Source organism: Flavobacterium maritimum (assembly GCF_040049085.1).
In the GTDB taxonomy this organism is placed as follows: domain Bacteria; phylum Bacteroidota; class Bacteroidia; order Flavobacteriales; family Flavobacteriaceae; genus Flavobacterium; species Flavobacterium maritimum.
On sequence record NZ_JBDLZY010000002.1, the window covers coordinates 352,206 to 372,880 of the forward strand.

Annotated in this window: 13 protein-coding genes; all 13 read left to right on the top strand. The window is 37.0% G+C overall.

Annotated features, from left to right (window positions below; all coding sequences use genetic code 11):
* Positions 1-8: 8 nt before the first annotated feature.
* The 13 genes from ABEB23_RS05565 (at position 9) to ABEB23_RS05625 (ending at position 20,656) form a co-directional block, all read left to right on the top strand.
* On the top strand, positions 9-2,159 hold the full coding sequence (locus ABEB23_RS05565) for a molybdopterin cofactor-binding domain-containing protein (protein ID WP_348811445.1): 2,151 nt from the start codon (positions 9-11) through the stop codon (positions 2,157-2,159).
* 18 nt (positions 2,160-2,177) lie between these two features.
* Positions 2,178-2,603, top strand: a complete 426-nt coding sequence (locus tag ABEB23_RS05570; RefSeq protein ID WP_348811446.1) for a c-type cytochrome — start codon at positions 2,178-2,180, stop codon at positions 2,601-2,603.
* Between the two features lie 57 nt (positions 2,604-2,660).
* Positions 2,661-4,805, top strand: coding sequence for a xanthine dehydrogenase family protein molybdopterin-binding subunit (locus ABEB23_RS05575; RefSeq protein ID WP_348811447.1), 2,145 nt, complete (start codon positions 2,661-2,663; stop codon positions 4,803-4,805).
* 31 nt (positions 4,806-4,836) lie between these two features.
* Positions 4,837-6,000 carry an XdhC family protein gene (locus ABEB23_RS05580; protein ID WP_348811448.1) on the top strand — a complete coding sequence of 388 codons (1,164 nt, stop codon included), beginning with the start codon at positions 4,837-4,839 and terminating at the stop codon, positions 5,998-6,000.
* A complete protein-coding gene (locus ABEB23_RS05585; RefSeq protein ID WP_348811449.1) occupies positions 6,000-6,608 on the top strand; it encodes a nucleotidyltransferase family protein in 609 nt (202 codons plus the stop codon). Before ABEB23_RS05580 ends, ABEB23_RS05585 begins: the two co-directional genes overlap by 1 nt.
* A gap of 288 nt (positions 6,609-6,896) precedes the next feature.
* Positions 6,897-8,129, top strand: coding sequence for an ROK family transcriptional regulator (locus ABEB23_RS05590; protein WP_348811450.1), 1,233 nt, complete (start codon positions 6,897-6,899; stop codon positions 8,127-8,129).
* A 612-nt stretch (positions 8,130-8,741) separates the two neighbouring features.
* Positions 8,742-12,110, top strand: coding sequence for a SusC/RagA family TonB-linked outer membrane protein (locus tag ABEB23_RS05595; RefSeq protein ID WP_348811452.1), 3,369 nt, complete (start codon positions 8,742-8,744; stop codon positions 12,108-12,110).
* A gap of 18 nt (positions 12,111-12,128) precedes the next feature.
* Positions 12,129-13,580 carry a RagB/SusD family nutrient uptake outer membrane protein gene (locus tag ABEB23_RS05600; RefSeq protein WP_348811453.1) on the top strand — a complete coding sequence of 484 codons (1,452 nt, stop codon included), beginning with the start codon at positions 12,129-12,131 and terminating at the stop codon, positions 13,578-13,580.
* A 103-nt stretch (positions 13,581-13,683) separates the two neighbouring features.
* Positions 13,684-14,604, top strand: a complete 921-nt coding sequence (locus tag ABEB23_RS05605) for a dihydrodipicolinate synthase family protein (protein WP_348811454.1) — start codon at positions 13,684-13,686, stop codon at positions 14,602-14,604.
* A gap of 31 nt (positions 14,605-14,635) precedes the next feature.
* Positions 14,636-15,808: a galactose oxidase gene (locus tag ABEB23_RS05610; RefSeq protein ID WP_348811455.1), complete on the top strand. Its 1,173-nt coding sequence runs from the start codon at positions 14,636-14,638 to the stop codon at positions 15,806-15,808.
* A gap of 77 nt (positions 15,809-15,885) precedes the next feature.
* A complete protein-coding gene (locus ABEB23_RS05615) occupies positions 15,886-17,130 on the top strand; it encodes an MFS transporter (RefSeq protein ID WP_348811457.1) in 1,245 nt (414 codons plus the stop codon).
* A gap of 136 nt (positions 17,131-17,266) precedes the next feature.
* Entirely contained in the window at positions 17,267-19,372 is a 2,106-nt protein-coding gene (locus tag ABEB23_RS05620; RefSeq protein ID WP_348811458.1) for a GDSL-type esterase/lipase family protein, read from the top strand.
* 96 nt (positions 19,373-19,468) lie between these two features.
* Entirely contained in the window at positions 19,469-20,656 is a 1,188-nt protein-coding gene (locus ABEB23_RS05625) for an AGE family epimerase/isomerase (RefSeq protein ID WP_348811460.1), read from the top strand.
* Positions 20,657-20,675: the final 19 nt, after the last annotated feature.

The following is a 20,675-nucleotide window of genomic DNA, read 5'->3' on the forward strand; positions in this document are numbered from 1 at the left end:
ATTTCTTTATGAAAGTAGAAAACATATCTCGACGAAAATTCTTGAAACTTTCCGGTTTAACAGGCGTGGCACTTACATTAGGTTATTATTTACCTGTCGATGCTAAAGAGGCTGAATTAATCAATGCCATTGATGCTGAGAATCGCGGAATTGAGCTTAATTCATGGATTTATATTGATGTTTCAGGAAAAGTAACCCTATATAGCCACCGAGCGGAGATGGGACAAGGGGTGTATCAATCTATCCCGCAAATAATCGCAGAAGAACTTCATGTGGATCTTGATAAAGTGAACATCGTTTTCGCTCCGGGTGATAATAAGAAGTATGGAAATCAAATTACAGGCGGTAGTTCCAGTATTAGAGGATCCTATAAAAACCTTTTGAATCTAAGTGCAACTGCACGGGTAATGTTAATTAAAGCAGCCAGTAACAAATGGAACGTTTCTGAATCAGAATGCTATGCAGAAGACGGCAATGTATTTCACAAGTCCAGCGGTAAAAAATTGCATTATGGTGAATTGGTCTTGGAGGCTTCAAAACTTGACATACCCAAAAATGTCGTTTTAAAGAAAACGTCCGAATATAAATTGATTCGAAAACCACTTCAAAGACAGGATACACCTCTAAAAACAAATGGTACAGCCGTTTTTGGTATCGATAAAATGATCCCGGGAATGCTTTATGCAATGGTCGAACGAAATCCCAGACTCCGTGGCAAAGTGAAGAGTTTTGATGATTCGGAAACCCGTAAAATTCCTGGAGTGAAACAGGTTTTTATAGTTCGAATGGGGGTTTTCGATACATTCAGAGAAGGTGTGGCGGTTGTTGCGGATTCCGTTTGGGCCGCTATGAAAGGAAAAAAAGCCTTAAAAGTGGAATGGGACGATACTGGATTTGAACATTTAAGTACTGACTCAATTTATCTCCGAATGGATGAAGCACTTCAAAAACAAGAAGGGCTTTCGTTTCATTTACAAGGAGATCCCAATTCAATTATTCAGAAAGCAGAAAAGAAAATTGACGTGGTCTATTCAACACCCTATCAATCTCATAGTTGTATGGAGCCACTGAATTGTATTGCGCATTATCAAAAAGACAAAGTCGAAATATGGGGTCCCATACAAGCCCCTGAATGGGTTCAAGACTATATTAGTAAAGAATTAGGACTCCCGAGAGAAAAAATTATTGTGAATATGACTTTTCTTGGAGGCGGCTTCGGTAGAAAAGCCTTTATGGATTACCCACATGAAGCCACAATGATTTCTAAAGAAATCAATGCACCGGTTCAGGTTATTTGGTCCAGAGAAGACGATGCCACCCAAGGACCATACAGACCTGGAGTTTCATACCGTTGTCAAGGAGTTGTTTCGAATAATGAAATAAGTGCTTTTAAAGTATCTATAGCTGGTCAAAATAATAATCATTGGAGAGGTGGAGCTAAAGATATACCGAACAGAAGTGCAACAGAAGGATTATTAAAACCATACTTAGAAAACATCAAAAACATAAGCATTGTTGACATTCCTTTTGAAACGCCAATTCCTACGATGTGGTGGCGTTCTGTATATGCATCTACTAATGGTTTTGCTTATGAAAGTTTTATCGATGAGTTGGCTGCTGAATCAGGGAAAGATCCAATAACGTTCCGAAGAACCTATCTGCAAGATGAGAGAAGCCGTAAATTACTCGATCAATTAGAAGCGGTTTCAGGTTGGAAAAATAAAAGCAAAGGATATGGCGTTGCCATAACCGAATGTTTTGGTAGTACGGTAGGTCAGATTGTGAAGGTTTCAAAAAGCAATAGTGGTCCACTAAAAATTGATCAGGTCTGGGCGGTAATTGATTGTGGATGGTATGTAAATCCTGATATTATTAAAGCACAGGTAGAAGGTAGTATTGTTATGGCCTTGGGCGCCGCAACAATTCATGAAATCACTTTTAAAGACGGTAAAACGGTACAAAATAATTTCAACAGTTATAAAATGCCCCGTATATCCGATATTCCTCCCATTGAAGTGCATATCATGGAGAATGATGCAGATGCCGGAGGTGTAGGAGAACCCGGTTTACCTCCATTTGCACCAGCTTTAACAAATGCAATATTTGATTTGACCGGAAAGCGCATCAGAAAGCTTCCTTTCGATCTCACAAAAGTTTAATTTTAAAATTATATCAAAATGAAAATAATTTCCTCAATAGTCGTAGTTTTATTATCGACATTAGCGCTTCAATCGTTTAATCAAAATTTTGATTTAAAAGAAAGCATTTCGCGTGGTAAAACTGTCTATAGCGCTCAATGTGCATCATGTCATATGGAGGATGGAAATGGTTTAGAAGGGGTTTTTCCAACATTGGTAAAATCAGATTATCTAGTAGATAAAAATCGCTTAGTAAAAATTGTTTCAACTGGATTACGCGGACCGATTGTGGTTAATGGTGCCAATTATGATGGAGAAATGCCAGGCAACGAATTGACAGATGAACAAGTGTCTGATGTTTTGAACTATATCAGAAATTCATGGGGAAACCAGGATAAAGCCGTTTTACCAGGTGAAATACAACAAGCTAAAAAAGAAACTTCAAAAAACTATCAGGCGTATTAATACGATAGCTAAATTAGTTGCTGGAGGAGAATTTATAAATTCTAAAATACGTACCCAATGGTATCAAGACGTCAATTTATTAAAAATACAGGTAAAGTAAGTTTTGCATTATGGCTAGGGCTCTCTTCTAATGGCTTTGCTAACAAGGCGTTTATTATAGATATCCCTAATAACTTCACGCCTTTTATAAAGATTGAGAAAGACGGTACAATAACCATCTACAACACTAAACCTGAAATGGGACAAGGTACTTTTCAATCGGTTCCGGCGCTCATCGCAGAAGAATTAGAAGTTTCACTTGATCAAATAAATATTGTTCAAACCAGTGGTGAGAAACAATTTGGCAGTGGTCAATCTGCAGGTGGTAGCTCTTCTATCAGAGTCAACTATACTGATTACAGGAAAATTGGCGCTGCTGCAAAAGAGATGCTCATCAAGGCGGCCAGCATTAAATGGGGAATTGGAATCGAGTCTTGTTATGCAGAAAACGGCAAAGTATATGCTGGCCCTGATAAACACCTCTCCTACGGAGAATTAATTGAAGAGGCTTCCAAATTAGAACTTCCTAAAGAACCGAAGCTTAAAAATAAAAGTGATTTTAAGATCATTGGTAAATCAATTCAACGTCCTGATATCCCATTAAAAGTTTCTGGAAAAGCCGAATATGGAATAGATGTAGAAGTACCCAATATGGTCTATGCTACAGTATACAGATCCCCGGTAATCGGTGGAACTTTAAAAAGTTTTGATGATTCTGCAACCTTAAAAATACCAGGAGTCATTAAAGTCGTGGAAGCCAAAAGAATCGTTGGAAAATATCATTATTCCGGAGTTGCTGTTATTGCCCAATCCTACTGGTCCGCCATCCAAGGCAGGAAAGCATTAAAAGTGGAATGGGATACGCATGGATATGAAAATTTTAATTTATCCGACTATGAAACTAAGTTGCGAAATCTTTCCAAAGAAGCGGGTGTCATTGACAAAAATATAGGAAATGTAGAAACCATTACAGTTGAACCTGAGAATTCAATCGAATCGTTTTACGAAACCCCAATGATAGCACACCATACGTTGGAACCAATGAATTGCATAGCGCATGTAAGTGGGGAGATGCTCGAAATATGGACTTCAACACAAGTTCCCGGATCAATTACCGGTTCTGGTCCCAATGATCTTCACAATCATATTGGTATAAAACCAGAGAATATTAAACTGCATTCCAAATTTATTGGAGGTGGATTTGGCAGAAGATTATATTCAGATTATGTCATAGAAGCCGTCAATATAGCAAAGCAAATAGCCCAGCCGGTAAAGGTAATTTGGTCAAGAGAAGATACCACCCAACATAGTGCCTTACGTCCCATGACTTTTTCGCAGCTGAAAGGCGGTTTTTCAAAAACAGGAGAATTAATTACTTTTCAACATAAAGTGATAAGTCCTTCTTATTTTGACTCGGTAGGTTCCAGTTTCGATAAATCAAAAGTGGATGCCATTATGGTCGAAGGAATTGGGGAACAAGCGTACGAGATTCCAAATATAAAAACCTCTTATGTTTATGCCGATTTTCATGTACCGGTAGCCGCCTGGAGGTCTGTAACCAGTTCTACTGTCGCTTTTGCCCATGAATGTTTTATTGATGAATTAGCACACAAAATCAATAAAGATCCTTTTGATTTCAGATTGCAAATGCTGAACAAGGAATCAGATGCCAAGAAAGTCTTATTGAAATTAAAGGAAGTCTCCAATTGGGATAAACCTTTAGCAAAAGGCAAAGGCAGAGGCGTTGCGCAATGGGAATTCTTTGCGGGCTTATGCGCTCAGGTAGTTGAAGTTTCCCTTGCAAAAGATAACACTATAAAAATTGATAAAGTTTTTGCTGTTATTGACTTGGGAGAAGTGGTCAATCCTGACAATGTAAAGAACCAAATTGAAGGTGCTATCGTGATGGCTTTGACCGCTGCTGTAAAATCCGCAATAACTATTGAGAACGGGAAAATAAAGCAAAGTAATTTTCATGATAATCCAATGATACGAATTCATGAAACACCCGAAATCGAAGTACATATTCTTGCAGATGGAGGCAAAATAAAAGGCGTTGGCGAACCAGGTTTACCTCCCTTTGCCCCTGCCTTAGCGAATGCAATATTTTCAGTTACCGGTAAACGCATTAGAAAAATGCCTTTTGATCTTAAATTATCCTAACTATTTATTTTTAACCCTACTACTTTTTCACATGAAAGAACTTCAAGAAATCATTAAAACATACGAACAGGCAAATCAAGAAAATAAAAAATCAGCACTGGTAACTGTCGTCCATTTAGATGGCTCCTCTTATAGAAGACCAGGAGCACGAATGCTAGTCAATCATGACGGCAGGATTACAGGCGCCATCAGTGGAGGTTGTTTAGAAGGTGACGCGCTTAAAAAAGCGTTATTTGCAATTTCTGAACAAAAAAACACGCTGTTTACTTATGATACTTCAAAAGAAGATGATTCGGAGATGGGCATCCATTTAGGATGTGAAGGTGTTATACAAGTGTTGTTTGAATACATCGATTCCGAAAAAGAAGAAAATCCAATACAATTACTGCGTAAAGCATTAGCTGTTCGTCAAAAAGCAGTTTTAGTCACTTTATTTGATTTAAATAATAATCAAAACTTTCAGCATGGTACTTGTTTACTGCTGGAAGAAAATGGAACTCTTTCCGGCAAAATACCGTTAACTCAATTTGAGGACTCCATTTTTAAAGATATAACGGAAGTCCTTGAAAATGGTGAATCCGTTTTCAAACAATACAAATCGGACGAGGAGTCGGTAACCGCTTTTTTTGAGTTCTTACATCCTCCTGTTTCACTAGTAGTATTAGGAGCTGGAAATGATGCTATTCCTTTAATGAAATTTGCAGATATATTAGGATGGGATTTTAGAATTGTGGACCGAAGAGATACCCATGCGAACAAAGAGAGATACCCCACAGCCTCCCAAGTTTTGATCAGTAATCCAGATGTCGCCTTGGAATATTTAACCTATGATAGTCGTACCTTCTTTGTTTTAGTAACTCACAGTTATAAATGCGATTATTATATGTTAAAATCATTATGCGCAGCCTCAATTCCTTACGTAGGTATTTTAGGACCTAAAAAGAAATTAAATAGGATGTTGGAAGAATTACAAAATGAAGGTATCTATTTGAATGAAGATAAAAAGGCAACTATTTTTGGGCCGACAGGTTTGGATATTGGAGCTGAAACACCTGAAGAGATTGCGCTGAGTATTATCGCTGAGATTCAAGCCGTGTTGACCGGAAAAATGGGTGGTATGCTTAAAATGAAAAACGAAGTTATCCATTCCAGAGATTCATTAGATATCGAAATAAAAGAGATCGTAAGTCAATAATGAGCTATAAGATCAGACATTGCGGAATAGTAATTTTAGCTGCAGGCTCAAGTAGTCGATTGGGCAAACCAAAACAATTGTTAGCGTTTGAAGGTACAACACTTCTGACACGTGTCGCTAGAATTGCCTGCCAATCTGAACAGTATCCCGTGATTGTAGTATTGGGCTCAAATGCTGATCTGATAAAAGAAAATCTTACTATTCCAGGTCTTAATGTGGTAATCAATGAGCATTGGGAAGAGGGAATGGCAGGTTCTTTACGAAAAGGTCTGGATTCAATGACAAAAATGTATCCTGATGTTGACGGTCTAATGATACTTGTTAGTGATCAGCCACATCTGAAGCACGACACTATTACCCAGCTAATTGATGCCCAAAACAAATCGGGACTTCCTATTGCCGCCTGTTCTTATGCCGGAATTATTGGAACTCCGGCGCTTTTCCATAAAACTGTGTTTCCAGAACTGATGCAACTCAAAGGAGATGTTGGAGCAAAAAGAATTATAGAAAGCCGAAAGCAAGATGTTGTTACCGTTTTCTTTGATAAGGGTGTCGTAGATATTGATACACAAGACGATTATGAAAAATTGATCAGCGGGAAATCTTAAATAGGTTCGGTTATAAACTTAATAGTCTGTTGATTTTATAAAAATGGAAAAACCGCTATTCTAATCATTTATAAAATAGTCGATTATTAGCCTTTGCATTTCACTAAAAAGTTTTCAATTAAAACAAAAAAGCCAGTAAATTATATGATTTACTGGCTTTTTCATTACATATCCCATTATTCATTATTAAAAATACTATTTAAACAATAAAATTTATAGCCTTGTTTAAAAGAAAATTATAGTAAGTTTGTAGATGAATACCACTAAAATTTTTTAAGAAGTATAACGATGAGTTTAAAAGATTTATTAGACATTAGTAAAGATAAAAGCCTTTCCGGTCAAAAGTGGCACATGCTAAGACAGGCAATTACCAAACGATTGTTATCCGACGGTAATGCAACCATTGCAGAATTAAGTTCTGAATTGCAGTCTAGCGTTCCCACAGTTACTAAAGCTATTAATGAATTATTATCTGAAGGTTATGTTCTGGATATGGGAAAAATCACGAATAGTGGCGGTAGACGCCCTTCCCTATTCAGCATCAATCCTACATGCGCATACTTTTTAGGAGTCGAAGTTGGTATTGCCAATATGTCCATTGGATTACAAAACATCAAAAATGAGTTTGTAAGCATCGAATTGGGAGCTTCTTTTGTTTTAGAAAACAGCCAGGAATCTTTATTGGAATTTTGTCATCTGATCAATTCCTTTATAGAAGACAGTTCTGTCGAAAAAAAGATGATTGTAGGTGCCTGTATCAATTTTTCGGGCCGAATTAATTCAATGGAAGGATTCAGCTATAATTACTTTTTTAGCGAAAACAGACCTTTAACAGAAATCATCTCAGAACAATTAGATTTGCCGGTTCATTTAGAAAACGATACCAGAGCTATGGCTTTTGGAGAATATTCCGAAGGCGTGGTCGATGATGAGCAAAATATCATATTTGTCAATTACAGTTGGGGAGTTGCTATAGGAATGATTACGGACGGAAAACTTTATTACGGCAAATCAGGTTATTCCGGTGAATTCGGGCACAGTACTATCTTTGATAATGGTATCATGTGCCAATGCGGTAAACTGGGATGTCTGGAAACCGAAATTTCCGGTTGGTCATTAGTCAATCAATTTAAAGCCGCTTTAAAAGATGGAAAACAATCTAAAGTAGTTCTAGATGATACTTCATTAGCTTTACAACATCATGCCATTATTTCGGGCGCGGTAAATCTCGAAGATACTTTATGTGTCGATTTGGTTACCAAGCAAAGTGAGAAAATGGGACGTTACTTATCCATTCTACTTAATATATTCAACCCCGATTTATTAGTTATTGGGGGTGATTTTGCCCAACTGGGTGATTATACTCTTCTGCCTATTCAGGCATCATTAAAAAAATATTCATTAGGTTTAGTGAACCGTGATATGAAACTTAAGAAATCGACATTAGGTCGTCGTGCAGGTGTTATTGGGGCTTGTTGTGTTATAAAAGAAAAAATGTTATCTCCATTAATCAATAATTAACATTAAAATTTTACTATCTCTTTTTAATTATTAAAATAATTTAATAACTGTATTGTATTTATTAAATTTATTTATATATTTACAACGTGATAGTAAATAGCACGGAAAAGAACACAATTACATAATTATTTCATTTTCTATTTTTTTCATAACAAAGCATCAATTAAAAGTCTTTGATTTAAGAGAAAAATTTGCCGCTTCTTACTCTCCCAAAAAAGGGATTTCCATTTTAAAATTGCTAATCTCCGGATGTATTTTTGACCGTAATCATTTTGATACAAAATAACTTTTGTTCAAAAAGATTATCATTAAAAATAAACCCAGAATACCCATTCTTAAAACCATTAACCATTTTAAGAATTACGTTATACAAACTATAACACAATTAAGAATACCATTTTTACAAAAATATTCATTTATAATCCATAAAAAAGCCAGCACATGCTGGAAACATTGCTGGCTGCTAATTCCTGTTTACAGGAATAATGATTGGAGAATAGATAAATAGACCTTGAAGAAAATTATTATTAACCAAACCATTACAAAAGTATGAAATTATTACCAAAAAGTAAGCCTAAAGACTATAGGTTTACCCCAAAATCCGGGAAAGTTATGAAATTAACCTCCACATTGCTTTTAGCGTTTACGTTACAAGTAGCAGCGGCACCAACTGTAAAAACTGTTGCGTTTACAGGAGAAAATACTAAGAAATTAAACCAAATTCAAAAGAAAGTTACTGGTAAGGTTACTAATGAAAAAGGAGAATCTTTGCCTGGTGTAAATATTGTTGCCAAAGGCAGTACTATAAGCACGCAAACCGATTTTGACGGGAATTTTACCATTGAAGTACCCGATAATGTAACTACTTTAATCGTTTCATACATTGGTCTACAGGAACAGGAAGTAACAATTGGTACTTCACCACTTACGATTGTTCTAAAAGAAGTAGGTCAACAAATGAATGAAGTTATCGTTGTTGGTTATGGTTCTCAAAACAGAAAAACTTTGAGTACGGCAGTTTCTAAATTAGATAAAAAAGTTTTAGAAAATGTTCCTTATTCGAATGTAACTCAATCATTACAAGGAAACGTAACAGGATTAGTAGTCCGTACTTCTTCTGGACAACCAGGTAAAGCATCTAATGTTATCGTACGTGGAGGTACTTCTATTGATAATCCGTCAGGTGCAACACCTTTGTATATTGTGGACGGAATTATTCGTACTCAAATTGATGACATCAACTCTTTTGACATTGCGTCACTGCAAGTATTAAAAGATGCTGCTGCAACATCAATCTATGGAGCCCGAGCGTCTAATGGTGTTATCATTATCACAACAAATACAGGTAAATCAGGAAAAACTAAAATCACTTATAATGTCTCTACCCAAAGTAGCCAGATAGGAAAAAAGTATGACTTCCTAGATGCTGGAGACTACATTAGATTGCAACGTCAAGGTCTGTACAATGCAGCCGAAATTGCTGGTCTAACCACTACAACCGGTATTGCCAGATTAGGACAATTAACCGGTGCAACTCCTGCCGGTACAGGAAATAATTTATTGAACAACACTCCTTTTGCTACTTTATTAAAATCTAATTTAGATGCAACTACGATTAGTACTTTACAAGCTAAAGGTTGGCAAGAAATGACGGATCCACTTAATGCTAACAGTACTATTATGTACAAAAGCACGGATTGGAATGATGTTTTGTTTCAAAATGCAATCACTCAAACGCACAATTTAGGTTTTAGCGGTGGTGGTGATTCTGGTGTTTTTGATTTAAGCATCGGATACTTAAAAGGTGATGGTATAACCATTTATACTGGATATGATCGTTTTACAAGTAAATTAAATGCCTCTTTAAAATTATATGATAATTTCACCGTAAATGGTCGTGTATTATTTTCAAAAGCAACTAACAAACAAGTGGTAGCCAACAGTGTTGTTTTTAACAGGTATTTAGGTAACTCCCCTACAACAAAACTATATTTGGAAGACGGTACCTTAGCTCCGGGCCAAAATAATATCAATGGAAACCCATTGTATCAAATGGGCAAGGTAAAAGGAGAAAATGAAAATGATAAATTGCAAATGGGGTTTGATGGTAATTTGAAAATTACTGACGATTTAAGTTTTACACCATCCTTGTTAATGTATAATGAAAATGACAATGGAAATACGTTTCAACAAGCCTTCTTAAGTGGAAGCAACGGTTTGGTTGATAACACTCGTCCAGCAACAAGATTCAGTAATCAACTTTCTCAAATGCAATATGAAGGGGTGTTTTCATACGTTAAATCATTAGAAAACATTGGAGATTTTGATGCAAAATTAGGTGCTTCTCAATTTGACAAAACAGTTAAAACATTCAATGCCTCCGGAAAAGGAAGTCCATCGGATCTTGCCCAAACTTTAGATTCATCTCCAATACCGGTTTCAGTATTCAGCAACAATACCAGATTAGTGTTGAATAGTGTTTTTGGACGTGTAAATTACGATTACAAAAACAGGTATTTTGCTACAGCTTCTTTCCGTTATGATGGTTCTTCCAGTTTAGGACCAGAAAATAAATACGGATTTTTCCCTGGTATATCCGCAGGTTGGAATGCGCATGAAGAAAAATTTTGGACAGCAATGCCAAAAGTGGTTTCCTCACTTAAACTACGTGGAAGTTATGGGGTAAACGGTAACTTAGGTACGCTAGGGGATTTCCAGGCAGGCGGATTATATTCCGGTACAACAAACGGAATCGCTAATAGTTATAATGGACAATCTGCTATCGTAAATTCTCAAATTGCCAATCCAAGTTTGACATGGGAAGAATCAGAAACTTTAAATGGAGGATTTGATTTAGGATTTAATGATGATAAAATCCGAATCATTGGAGACTTTTATAATAAACTAACCTCTAATTTGTTAACCAATCTGACATTGCCTTCTAATAGTGGTTTCTCAACTGTTCTTACAAACTTAGGAGGATTAAGAAGTAAAGGGTACGAATTAGAATTGAATGCCAACATTTACAACAGAAATGATCTAAAAATTAATTTAGGTGCCAATGTTTCTCACAACACAAACGTAATTGAAAAACTGCCTTCTAACGGAAACCTAAACAACAGAATTGGTGGAACTGAAATTTGGGATGCAGCGAGTGGTACTTATAAATTTGTAGGTGGTTTACAGGAAGGACAAAAAATTGGAGATTTTTATGCTCACAAACAATTGTATATTCTTTCTACTCAAGCTGAAGCTGATGCTTATAACTTGACAACGAGAGATACTTATGTAACTAAAACTGGTGCGACAGGTGGTAACCCAACTGGTAAGAAATTTGCCGGAGACGCGGTATTCTTAGATGCAGACGGGAACGGTATCATTGACAGCCGTGACAGAGTACACATGGGAAATATGTTTCCAACATTGGTAGGTGGATTTAATTTGAATGCCGATTATAAAGGATTTTCTTTTACTGTAAGAACAGATTACTCTTTGGGAGCTACAATCTACAATGAAGCCAGAGCACGTTTTGTGGGACAATTTCAAGGAAATTACGGCTTATTGGCTGAGAGTTTACAATCTTGGCAAAAAGAGGGTGATGTTACCGATGTACCGCGTTACCGTTGGGCGGATCAAACGAATCAAAACAACTTATTCCGTTCTGAAGCCAGTGGTGCTGCTTATAACACCAACATGTTCCAAGGAAATAGCCGTTACTACGAGAGTGGAGATTATCTATGCATAAGAGAAATTACCGTAGGCTATACTCTTCCAAAATCAGCCGTTGAAAAAGCTTGGTTAACCTCTGTACGAGTTTATCTAACAGGAAGCAATTTATACTATTTTACTAAATACAGCGGTTTAAGTCCTGAAGTACAAGGAATCGATGGTGGTTCAAGTCTTGGATTGAATGATGCTGGAGCAAAAGGTACTTATCCTGTTCCTAGAAATATTATACTTGGTTTAAACATTAGCTTGTAAATTTTAATACAAAATATCATGAAAAAGAAAATTCTTTTATATTCTATACTTTTCACCGGTCTTTCACTATTAAGCTCGTGTGAAGATGATCTTAACTTACAATCTGAAAGCGTCATTACATCTGACCGTTTTTGGAAAACAGAAGACGACGCTAAAGCAGGTGTAAACGGTATGTACTTTACTTTTAGAGGACTAACCCAACAAAATTATTATCTATTGGGTGGTGCCAGAAGTGCTGAAATAACCAGTGGCGTGCAGTCCCCTTTAAACTATGCGAATTATTACAATAACAACCTGACTCCTCAAAATATCGATGTGGATTGGGCTGGTTTGTATACCGTAATTCAACATGCCAATTTGATTTTAAAATATGTTCCGACTATTCCATTTAGTCCAACAACGGCAAAAGAGCAAAAAAGATATATTGCTCAAGCATACTCTATGCGTGCTTTGGCTTATTTCATTATGGCCCGTTCTTGGGGTGGCGTTCCAATTGTGACTACACCAACAGAAAACACCAATCAAAATGAGTATATCGTACCTCGTAATACAATTGAAGAAACCTTTGCTTTTATAAAATCGGATATTGATTTGGCTATAGCCAATTATCCTGATGCAAATATTAATAAATCGCAAATGTCACTCGCATCAGCCTATGCTTTAAAAGCGGATGTGTATTTATGGACAGCAAAACAATTGTCTGGTGGAAATGCCGATTTAAACACAGCATTAGAATCTATTAATACTATTCCTGCCGGTTTCTCTTTATTACCAAACTTCAAAGATGTTTTTGGTTATACCAATAAAGGAAATGCTGAAATACTTTTTACAGTTCGTTATTCTTTAGCAGATGTACAATCATCCTTATCGGACAACTGGAATTCTTTCATGTTTGTAGGACCTAGTGACTTTGCCCCATTATCCGCAGCAACAGCGATTGAAACTTTTGGTACTTTGGGAGTTGGTACAGGTAACGCAGGTATTTCCAGAGTACAACCGGACATAACCCGTTTTAACTTTAGTACCACTGACACCAGAAAATCAGCAACTTATTTAACTTTGTATAACGGACCACTTCCGGTGGTAACAGGTTTAGTGAAATACAACGGAATCGTTGATGGTACCGTAAGAAGATTTGTGAGCGACATCATCATTTACCGCTGGGCCGATATTTTGTTGATGAAAGCAGAAATCAAAAATGCTTTAGGTCAGGATCCATCTGCCGAAATGAATCAGGTAATGCAAAGAGCAGATGCTTCAGCATCATTTACAAATGGTTCTCAATCAGCTAATGACGAAATCATTTTAAAAGAGCGTTTGAAAGAATTAGCTTTCGAAGGAAAATCTTGGTGGGATATCGTTCGTTTCAACAGAACTGATCTTGTACCGTCAATGACTGGTAAAAAGGTATTGTTTCCAATATCCCAAAACACGATTAACTTCAATCCAAAAATTACTCAAAATCCATAATCAAATCTGGATTTAAGAGATCAATTATCAGTAGTAAGCCGGGAATATTTAGGTTCCCGGTCTAACTCAACAGCATTAAAAAGACAATTTAAAAAAATACCTCATGAAAATTGAACATTTACAAGGACTTATTGCAGCTCCCTTCACCCCTTTTCACAGCAATGGAAAATTAGATATCAACCTGATTCCTGCTTATTATGCTTTTCTAAAACAAAACGGTATAACGGGTGCTTTTATTAACGGATCTACAGGCGAAGGAGTTTCTATCACCTTACAAGAGAAAAAAGCCGTTGCGCAAGCTTGGGCCAATTGTTCTAATCGTGATCCCGACTTTAAAGTAATGGTATTTTTAGGTGGAACCTGTCTTGCAGATTGTATCGATTTGGCAAAACATGCTTATGATATCGGGTTGTATGCCGTTTCCATGACCGCTCCATTTTATTTCAAACCGGCCAATGTAGACATGTTAGCGCAAGCTTGTATCCAGGTCGCCGAAAGTGTTCCTAATATGCCTTTCTATTACTACCACATTCCGGTATTAACAGGTGTAAATTTACCAATGTTTGATTTAGTTCAGGCCTTAGACGGTAAGCTTCCGAATTTTGCCGGTATCAAATACACTCATGAAGATTTTATGGATTTCCAAAGTTGCATGAGTTATAAAGAAGGAAAATACGATATGCTTTGGGGACGTGACGAAAATATGTTATCCGCATTGGTATTGGGTGCCAAAGGTGCTGTAGGAAGTACATTCAATTATGCTGCTCCATTATATTACGATTTGATAGATGCTTTCAATACCAATGATTTGGTTAAAGCTCGTGCTTTACAGCAAAAATCAATCAACATGATTCGTTTACTGGGAAAATATGGCGGAATCTCTGTGGGGAAAGCGTATATGAAAGTAGTTGGTTTGGATTTAGGTGAATTTAGATTGCCTGTTAAAAACATGAGTGCTGACCAATTCGAATTGTTCAAAAAAGATGTGGAAAGCCTAAATTTTGAAGATTTCAAATCAAAATAATACCAGTTCGTTTTATCATAAAACAAGCACAATGAATAAATCCATTTTTTCTTTAATCCTTACTTTTTTTCTTATGTCAACAACCGTAAGCTTTTCACAAACAACAGATATACATCAGGTAGAATGGAAAACTGCAGCGCAACTGCAAAATGCTGATGGCAGTATATCATTAGGTTTTGCGGGTGCTATTAACGGTATTACCAATGATGTTTTAATCGTTAGCGGAGGTGCCAATTTTCAGGATAAAATGCCTTGGGAAGGAGGAAAAAAACACTATTCAAAAGAAATTCATGTCTTGCAGAAATGCAACAATACCTATAGCTGGAATAAAAAGGTGTACAACATATTACCGGAACCTATCGCCTATTGCGGAAATACCGCTACCAATTCAGGTGTGGTATATGTGGGTGGTGAAAATGAAAATGGACTTTCAAATAAAGCCTTCCTTTTAAAATGGGACGCTGCTAAAAATGAGGTTGTAATAAAATCGTTACCAAATTTTCCGTTGCACATTACAAATATTGGCTTGACGCACATTGAAAATGTTGTATACGCCATTGGCGGTGATGAATCGACTAAATCTTCTGATCAGTTTTTAAGCCTGGATCTAAACAGTAGCAATCCGGAGTGGAAAACTTTACCGAAATTACCCATTCCTTTGGCAAATTCGGTTGTGGTTGCCCAAAAAGACAAAGAAGGAACCAATATTTATGTGATTGGCGGCAGAACCAAAACACCTTCCGGAATAAGTGATTTACACAATACCACTTTTGTTTTTAATCTAAAAAAACAAAACTGGGAAAGTCGTGCCAACATTTCAGATGGAGAAAAAACAACCAATTTTTCAGCTGGTGCAGGTGTGGCTGTGGGAAATCATTCCATCTTACTGGTTGGTGGTGATAATGGTCTTGTTTTTAATAAAATAGAAACTTATTTAGCCCAAATTGCAAAAACCGATTCTCCTGAAGAGAAGGCAAGACTGGCTGCTGAGAAAAATGTACTGAACACTGCTCATGACGGTTTTTACAAAGGAATCTTGTTATACGATACCCTTAGCAATTCATGGTCTAAGATTGGTGAACTGCCTTTTCTCGCTCATGTAACAACAACAGCCTCCCTATGGAATGGCGAAATTGTTTTGTCAAATGGAGAAATAAAACCAGGCATTCGTACTCCTGATATCATGTTAGGAACAATTAAATAAAGGCACATACAATGGGTTTTGTTTTCTTTTTTCCATGTTGAAAAAAGAAGATCTAAACTTTAAAAAAAAAATAAAATATGAAAAATTCTAAGTATTATCCTTGGGTAGTAGTAGGCTTGCTATGGCTTGTAGCATTGTTAAACTACATGGACAGACAAATGCTGGCTACTATGCGTCCGTCAATGGAAGCCGACATCCCTGAATTAGTATCCGGCGAAAATTTTGGACGTTTAATGGCCATATTCCTTTGGATTTATGCTTTAATGAGTCCTATATCCGGTATAATCGCAGACAAATTAAACAGAAAATGGTTAATTGTAGGAAGTTTATTTGTTTGGTCAGCAGTAACTTATGCCATGGGTTATGCCAGCACTTACAATCAGGTGTATTGGTTAAGAGCACTTATGGGAGTAAGTGAAGCCCTTTATATCCCTGCCGGTTTATCTCTCATAGCCGACTACCATCAGCAAAAGACAAGATCACTCGCTATTGGAATTCACATGACCGGACTTTATGTTGGTTCTGCTTTAGGAGGTTTTGGAGCAACAATCGCCGCAACTTATTCCTGGCATACTACTTTTCATTATTTTGGAATGGCTGGTGTTATTTATGCTTTCGTTTTGGTATTCTTATTAAGAGAACAAAAAGTTGCTGAGGTAAAACCTATTGATTTAGATATAATAGGAACCAATCAAAAAACACCTCTTTTTAAAGGTTTGGCTTTGTTATTTACCAATATCTCTTTTTGGATTATCTTATTCTATTTTGCAATTATAAGCTTACCGGGCTGGGCCACTAAAAACTGGCTACCTACCCTATTTTCAGAAAACTTAGCAATCCCGATGGAACAGGCTGGACCTATAGCTACCATCACCATATCATTCTCATCATTATTGGGCGTTATTTTTGGCGGCATTTTATCAGACAAATGGGTTCAAAAAAACATCAGAGGCAGGGTTTACACCAGTGCCATCGGGCTAAGTTTAACAATACCTGCATTATTACTAATAGGTTTTGGACATTCATTATTCCATGTGGTGGGAGCGGCACTTTGCTTTGGTATAGGTTACGGAATGTTTGATGCCAATAACATGCCTATTATATGTCAGTTTGTTTCTTCAAAACACCGGGCGACAGCCTATGGTGTCCTAAATATGACCGGAGTTGGTTGTGGTGCATTAGTAACTTCACTATTAGGTAAATCATCAGATAGCGGAACTCTAGGCTATGGTTTTGCACTAATGGCGGCGGTTGTTGTGATTGCATTACTGGTTCAAATCAGTTTTCTTCGTCCAAAAGTGAATGATTTTGTTGATGCATAAAATCTTTTAGCATCAGTTAATTAGTTTAAGTGGTTTTTTAGTTGGGTTTGTTTTTATCTGTTGAGGCGGAGCCTTGTGTTCCGCCTTGAGGGATAATTTGCGCCTATTTTTTTGATAATTTCTGAAAAATAAAAACATGAATACGATAAAAAGGAATCTATTTTTATTGGTCTTTTTCATTTCAGTAGCCTTTCATTTTGAGTCGGTTGCACAAAAAGCAATCCTTAAAGTGGCCTGTATTGGAGATTCCGTAACAGCGGGTTATCTCTTATCTGATGCTACAAATGAATCCTATCCTTCTCAGCTTCAAATGCTGATGGGTGAAAAATATGAGGTGAAAAATTTTGGACATAGCGGCGCAACACTTTTGAGAAAAGGAAGTACGCCTTACACTAATACAAAAGCATGTGCTGATGCCATTGCTTACAGACCGGACATTGCCATTATTCATTTGGGTTTAAATGATACCGATCCCCGAAATTGGCCTAATTATAAAGAGGAATTTGATGCCGACTACGCCTGGCTATTGGATGCCCTAAAAAAACAAAATCCGGCTGTAAAAATTTACATCTGCCAATTAACACCCATTTTTAATGAGCATCCCCGATTCAAGTCGGGAACCAGAGATTGGTTTTGGCAAATTCAATCCCATATACCAAACATTGCAAAAGCAAATCAGGTAGATTTAATTGATTTTCATGAAAAGCTATACAAGCGTCCGGACCTTTTTCCTGATGCTTTGCACCCAACAAAAGAAGGAGCAACTATTTTGGCTAAAACCGTTTATGAGGCCATCACACAAAATTATGGCGGACTAAAATTAGCTGCTGTTTTCACTGACAACATGGTTTTGCAACGCAATCAAACTATTGCTGTATACGGAACCGCAAATGGAGGTGATAGTATTGAGGTGACTTTTAAAAAACAAAAAAAAGCCACCACTGCTGATAAACACGGAAAATGGAGAATTACTTTCGCTGCTATGACACAAGGCGGACCTTATGAAATGACAATTCAATCTAAAGGAACAAGCATCGTTCTAAAAAATATTCTGCTGGGTGATGTTTGGTTTTGTTCCGGACAATCGAATATGGCCTTTCAACTTAAAAATTCAGAAAATGGTTTGGCAGAGGCAAAAAAAATAATTGAAAATTCCCCTATTAGACTGTTCCATGCCAAAGCAATCCGTGAGACTGATGAAACGGCTTGGGACTCGATTTCGCTGGAAAAAACCAATCAGCAGGAATTCTTTTCCGGAAGTTGGTCAGTTTGTGATTCAATAAGTGCCAAAGATTTTTCGGCCATTGCTTATTACTTTGGAAAAAACATAGGCCAGAAAGAAAATGTGCCCATAGGTTTAATTCAAGTTGCTGTTGGCGGATCACCAATAGAATCCTGGATTGACAGAAAAACATTGGAACATGATGATAAAGTGGTCGATGTTTTAACCAACTGGCGTAAATCGGATTTTATCATGCCTTGGGTTAGAGAGCGCGCCAATCTGAATTTGAAAAATGCAACAAATCCAAAACAACGTCATCCTTATGATCCCGCGTACAATTTTGAAGCAGCTGTTGAAGCCTTTACAAACTTCCCGATAAAAGGTGTGATTTGGTACCAAGGAGAAAGCAATACCCATAATGTTGATTTGTATGAGCATCTGATGCCGGTATTGGTGCAAAGTTGGCGTAAAGCCTGGGCAGCAGATTTTCCTTTCTATTATGTGCAATTATCAAGTATCGACCGACCAAGTTGGCCCGCATTCAGAGATGCCCAAAATAAAATACAAAATAAAATACCAAACAGCGGTATGGCCATTAGTATGGATTATGGTGATTCTTTAAATGTTCATCCGATAAAGAAAAAAGAAGTGGCTGATCGATTGGCTCTTCTGGCTTTGCATTACACTTATGGAAAACCTGTCATTGCCAATGGCCCCAACCCTTTAAAAGCCATTCAGAAAAAAGGCACTATCCAGATTTCATTTGCATTTGCCAAACAATTAACCACCTCAGACCAAAAGGAATTAATTGGTTTTGAATTAGTAAACGACAAGGGAATTCGCCTTCAAAGCAAGGCAACAATAAATAAAAATCAGGTGATTATTAATGTTCCGAAAGATGAAAAAATCAGGACGGTTTTATATGCCTGGAAAGCGTTCACCAATGCAAATTTGGTTAATGAAGCCGGTTTGCCCTGTTCTACTTTTAAACTGGAACTGAATCCTACAGCTGAAAACTAAAAAACAGTCAACCCTATTATTACTGGCTAAACGAGAAAAAAAAAATTAACATCTGGTACAAATTAAAAATACCAGTTACAAAACATACTTTAAAAAATGAGCTATTCAAAAACAGATCTTCTGAATTTAAAAGATTTTTATCAGAATCAATTGCTAAATGACACAGTGCCTTTTTGGTTTCCGCGTTCTATTGATACCGAGTTTGGAGGTTATTTATTAATGCGTGATAAAGACGGAACTTTGATTGATGATGACAAAGCCGTTTGGATACAAGGTCGTGCTTCCTGGATGTTAGCTACCCTTTACAATACGGTAGCCCCAAAACAAGAATGGTTGGAAGGTTCGAAAACTGGTATTGATTTTCTGAACAAGCATTGTTTTGATACAGATGGACAAATGTTCTTTCACGTAACCCGAGATGGACAACCGATACGCAAACGTCGTTATTATTTTTCTGAAACTTTTGCCGTTATCGCAAATTCAGCTTACGCAAAAGCCAGCGGAGACGAAGCAGCTGCCGAAAAAGCACGTTTTCTATTCGGAAAATGTATCGAGTACGCCACTACTCCCGGTTTGCTGCAACCCAAATTTACTTCTAACCGACCATCAAAAGGAATTGGCACTCCTATGATTATGATTAATACAGCACAACAGTTACGAGAAAATATAGGAGATTCTCGTTGTAACGAATGGATAAGCAAATGGATTGCAGAAATTGAAACCGATTTTGTAAAAGACGACATTAAATGTGTGATGGAACAGGTAGCGCCGGATGGTTCTATTATTGATCATATTGATGGCCGCACCTTGAATCCAGGGCATGCCATAGAAGGAGCCTGGTTTATCTTGCATGAAGCAAAATACCGCAATAATGATCCTCATTTAATTGAACTGGGTTGTAAAATGCTTGATTATATGTGGGAACGCGGATGGGATGCAGAACATGGAGGTATTTTATATTTCCGTGATGTCTATAATAAACCAGTTCAGGAATACTGGCAGGATATGAAATTTTGGTGGCCTCATAATGAAGTCATTATCGCGACATTACTGGCCTACACTATGACTGGAAATGAAAAATATGCCAGATGGCATAAAATGGTACATGACTATTCCTACGGTAAATTCCATGATAGAGAAAACGGAGAATGGTTTGGATATTTACATAAAGATGGAACCATTGCCCAAACGGCAAAAGGAAACTTGTTCAAAGGACCTTTTCACTTACCACGACAGGAATGGTATTGTTTGCAACTGCTTAATGAGTATTTAAAAGACAGTTAAGCTCGATTACCGTCAATTA

Excerpts from the sequence above, each read along its gene's own strand:
- ABEB23_RS05610 (WP_348811455.1), top strand. The coding sequence starts at position 14,636 with ATGAATAAATCCATTTTTTCTTTAATCCTTACTTTTTTTCTTATGTCA.
- ABEB23_RS05600 (WP_348811453.1), top strand. The coding sequence starts at position 12,129 with ATGAAAAAGAAAATTCTTTTATATTCTATACTTTTCACCGGTCTTTCA.
- ABEB23_RS05615 (WP_348811457.1), top strand. The coding sequence starts at position 15,886 with ATGAAAAATTCTAAGTATTATCCTTGGGTAGTAGTAGGCTTGCTATGG.
- ABEB23_RS05570 (WP_348811446.1), top strand. The coding sequence starts at position 2,178 with ATGAAAATAATTTCCTCAATAGTCGTAGTTTTATTATCGACATTAGCG.
- ABEB23_RS05590 (WP_348811450.1), top strand. The coding sequence starts at position 6,897 with ATGAGTTTAAAAGATTTATTAGACATTAGTAAAGATAAAAGCCTTTCC.
- ABEB23_RS05605 (WP_348811454.1), top strand. The coding sequence starts at position 13,684 with ATGAAAATTGAACATTTACAAGGACTTATTGCAGCTCCCTTCACCCCT.
- ABEB23_RS05595 (WP_348811452.1), top strand. The coding sequence starts at position 8,742 with ATGAAATTAACCTCCACATTGCTTTTAGCGTTTACGTTACAAGTAGCA.
- ABEB23_RS05625 (WP_348811460.1), top strand. The coding sequence starts at position 19,469 with ATGAGCTATTCAAAAACAGATCTTCTGAATTTAAAAGATTTTTATCAG.
- ABEB23_RS05565 (WP_348811445.1), top strand. The coding sequence starts at position 9 with ATGAAAGTAGAAAACATATCTCGACGAAAATTCTTGAAACTTTCCGGT.
- ABEB23_RS05620 (WP_348811458.1), top strand. The coding sequence starts at position 17,267 with ATGAATACGATAAAAAGGAATCTATTTTTATTGGTCTTTTTCATTTCA.
- ABEB23_RS05575 (WP_348811447.1), top strand. The coding sequence starts at position 2,661 with ATGGTATCAAGACGTCAATTTATTAAAAATACAGGTAAAGTAAGTTTT.
- ABEB23_RS05585 (WP_348811449.1), top strand. The coding sequence starts at position 6,000 with ATGAGCTATAAGATCAGACATTGCGGAATAGTAATTTTAGCTGCAGGC.
- ABEB23_RS05580 (WP_348811448.1), top strand. The coding sequence starts at position 4,837 with ATGAAAGAACTTCAAGAAATCATTAAAACATACGAACAGGCAAATCAA.